The organism is Aeromonas molluscorum 848 (genome assembly GCF_000388115.1).
GTDB classification, from domain to species: domain Bacteria; phylum Pseudomonadota; class Gammaproteobacteria; order Enterobacterales; family Aeromonadaceae; genus Aeromonas; species Aeromonas molluscorum.
Genome location: NZ_AQGQ01000244.1, coordinates 1 through 3,851 on the forward strand (window position 1 = coordinate 1; position 3,851 = coordinate 3,851).

Here is a 3,851-nt window from a genome sequence, read left to right on the forward strand (position 1 = left end):
CCTGAGCGTGCAGATAGTCGATGACGTGCCAGTCCAGCCTGCGGATCTGAATACCAGAGTTGAAGAGTTCTCTAACCCTGGCACCAACCTGATGATCATTCTGGATACCTCAGGGAGTATGGACTCAGCATCGGGTGTCGCCGGTTATGCAACTCGGATGGCTATTGCCAGAGCATCCATTCTGCAGTTGATCAATGACTACGATAACGTCGGCAACGTCATGGTCAGACTGGTTGGCTTTGCAAGCACGGCGACCACCAACTTCCTGGGCTCAGGTGATATCTGGTTGACGGCTACCCAGGCACTGAATGTCATCAACACCATCACCGATACTCTGGGCAACGGTGGTACAGACTACGATGATGCGCTGATCAAGGCCATGTCGGCCTACAATTCGGCTGGCAAGATCATTGGAGGACAGGGTGTGCTTTACTTCCTGTCCGATGGTGAGCCGACCGAGAGCACCAGCTGGCCTGGAGTGGTCGGTTCGGGTAGTGATGGTATCAACGGGGCGGAACAGACCGCCTGGCAAACCTTCCTGACCAATAATGACGTCAAAGCTTATGCACTTGGCATGGGGACAGGGGCAACGGCACCAGCTTTAGAACCTATCTCCTACAACGGCGCCACGGGAACAGATCAACCTGCCATCATAGTGACGGATCTGAGTCAGCTCGCTAGTACTCTTTCGGGGACGGTACAGGTTCCGACGACAGGCAACTTGCTGATCGATGCAGGGGTGGTCTTTGGTGCCGATGGCCCAGCGGCTTTGCCCATCACAAGCATCTCTCATGATGCCGATGGCAACCCTGCGACGCCTGACGTTGTTTATACCACCTCCTACTCTGGCTATAACGCAACTACCCATGTGCTGACTATACCTACCCATGGCGGTGGAACGCTCTCGGTTAATTTATTGACCGGGGCTTATAGCTACAGCTTGTCGCTGGATGTGGCCAACGACTACACCGAGACTTTCCATTACACCATTAGCGATGCCGATGGAGATGTAAAAACCGGGGTACTCAACCTGATCACCACCGATTCGAGTGATGTCACCCTCTATGACAACAGTAACGACGCACTGGTGTATCAGGTCATGGTGCCGGGAGTCACGACCAACACCATCTTGGCCGATTTCAGTGATACCACGAACTCGGCGAATAGCGGCTCTGGGTATAACCCCTGGATATATGACACGTCTGGTACCGGTACCAGTGTGATCGATTTGGGTTCCAACTTAATCGCTACAGCGGTGGTCAGTAATGGTGACAAGTGGATAGTTAGCACTCAGGGAGGATCTACCCTGGATGCGACCGTGAGCAATAATGCACTGCGTCTCGTTGATAACAATGGCGCTACCGCTGGAGGCGTAGAGATGCTGACGCCGGAGTTCGTGGCCAATGCAACTGGCACCACAACCCTGAGCTTCGATTACGGCAAAGCTAATGTTAACGCCAACGATGTTGTGACCTGGAGTCTTTACAAGTTTGATGGAGCAAACTGGGTGCAGCAAAGCGGGGCAGGTTATAGCGGTAATCTTTCTGCTGCGCCATTGTCTAGCACTATTACCACGGGGGATCTGGAAGCGGGCAAACGCTATCGGGTCTATTTCTCGGTCAATGATGGCGGTGGTAGCGGTAATAATAACGATTCTCGCCTCGAGCTTGATAATATCAAGCTGAACAACACAGCCGCAGCTACCGCCGCCATTGCCATCATGGCTGCTCAGGGCAATGTGCTGACCGACCCCAATCACAACCCGTACAGTAGCGATCCTTGGGGGGCTGTCGATTCGTTGGGCAGCGAAAGCTCGGTACTCAAGATCTGGAATGGCAGCAGTTATACCTCTGTTACCACCAGTCAGACGGTTGCCGGGCTCTATGGCTCACTCGAAATCCACAGTGATGGTGCTTACACCTACACCCCCAACTCGAACCTGAGCAATGTTGGTCAATCGGATGTCTTTACCTATCAGGTCATGCAAAATGATGGGGATCAGGATACGGCGCAATTGACCATCAACATTGGCGCCACTGCTGCGGCTGTACCGACCCCAATCGAGGGGACCAGTGGCAATGACGTGCTCAATGGGACAGGGGGGAACGACGTGCTGCTTGGTTATGGCGGTAATGACACCATTCATGGTAACGGAGGTAATGACCATATAGAAGGTGGGGCCGGAAACGATGCGCTGTATGGCGATGCTGGTAATGATGCTCTGCTGGGCGGAGCCGGTACCGATATTCTGGATGGCGGCTTGGGCAATGATACCCTGATTGGCGGGTTGGGGGCGGATACCATGACGGGTGGAAACGGGCACGATACCTTCAAGTGGCTGGCGGGTGAGGCCGATGGCAACATCGACAAGATAACCGACTTCACTCTGGGGTCGAGTGGCAGCAATGCCAATAGCGATGTGCTGGATCTCTCTCAGTTGCTGGTCGACGTGCCAGCCAGTGCCAACAACAGTGTACTGGCCAACGCGCTCAACAGTTATCTGACCTTCGATACGGCCAATAACAAGCTGACCATAGACACCAATGGTGGCACGGCTGGCGGCGATCAATTGACAGTGCTGTTCCAGAATGCACCAGACTTGAGCCATGGCGGCACCCTTAGTACCAACCAGGATATCATCAAGCAACTGCTCGACGATAGTAACCTCAAGGTTGATCCACACCCGTAGATGACATGCACAGAGGCAGGCTTGCCTGCCTCTGTTGCTTAATCGGGAAGGACGTTAAGATAGGCAACATTGACGTTGTGAGGAAGATATGGGGCCCTTTAACTGGATCGACATTGATGGCATTCGCTATAGCTGGGACGGGCAGGGCAGTATCAGTTGTTCCGGTCGCTTTGCCTATCAAACTCAGCTCGATGGCAGCAGCCTGACCGGGCTTGAGATAGAGAATGAAGATGGTGAGGCCGCCGGGGTATTGAACGTCGACTTTGCCGCTATGCAGCTCTCTTTTGTACCCTATGTCGGCGTCGAATCTCCCCATATGGTGCTGCTCTGCGGCGATGGTCAGAGTCAGCAAGAGTGTTCGTTGCAGAGCATCACGGCTCCCTTGCACGATTTATTGGCAAGTGCCGATCCTCTGGGATGGGACTCCTGGAGCGATTGCGTCGCGGCCGTTGAGGTGATTTCCCCTGGTGAGGGACACATTCTGTCGTGGGACTCATTCCACTTCGACGAGGCCGATCGGCTGCCAGAGCTGGCCGCTACCCCCGGTCTGTCCCAGCCGTCAGCACTGGCGGTTAACGAGATCAGTATCAGTCTGGATATGAGTCATCATGTGCTGGACTTTATCCCTCCCAGCCACGAGATATGAATCCGTGCCTGGCCCGTGCATAATGCCGCAATCATTCTGATTGAGGTGTTATTTATGTGGCGTTCCATCCTTTCCCTGTGTCTGTTTTGTACGAGTGCAGCCACCATGGCTATCGAGGTGCCCCAAGCCCCGCATCTGTTGGTGAGCGGTAATGCCGAACAGAAGGTGGAGCCCGACATGTTGACCCTGCGTGTGGCCGTGACGGCGCTGGAGAAGAAAGGCATAGATGCCAAGCAGCAAGTCGACAAGCGGGTGGCTGCCTTCTTTGGCCAACTTGAGGGGCTGGGTATCAAGCGCAGCGATGTGGAGGCGGGCAATCTGGTCATCTCCCCCGAGTATCAATATCCGCAGAACCGTAAACCCGAACTGGCCGGCTACCGCGCCCAGCGCCAGCTGGCTGTCAAACTCTATCAGCTCGATAAACTCAGCCAGCTGATGGATGCCGCCCTCAAATCCGGGCTCGAGTCCGTTTCCCAGATTGAATTTGGCTTGAAAGATCCCCAGGCTGCTCGCGAG

General features: G+C 54.5%; 3 protein-coding genes. All 3 read left to right on the forward strand.

Annotated features, from left to right (window positions below):
• The coding region (locus tag G113_RS19405) for a VWA domain-containing protein (protein ID WP_040319418.1) at window positions 1–2,689 on the forward strand (2,689 nt) is incomplete at its 5' end.
• 88 nt (window positions 2,690–2,777) lie between these two features.
• Complete coding sequence (locus G113_RS19410; protein ID WP_005910870.1) at window positions 2,778–3,335, forward strand: TIR domain-containing protein; 558 nt, start codon at window positions 2,778–2,780, stop codon at window positions 3,333–3,335.
• Window positions 3,336–3,389: 54 nt separating this feature from the next.
• Window positions 3,390–3,851: SIMPL domain-containing protein (locus tag G113_RS19415; protein ID WP_005910872.1), on the forward strand; the 462-nt coding region annotated here is incomplete at its 3' end.

Coding starts and splice junctions, on each gene's coding strand:
- G113_RS19410 (WP_005910870.1), top strand. CDS start 2,778: ATGGGGCCCTTTAACTGGATCGACATTGATGGCATTCGCTATAGCTGG.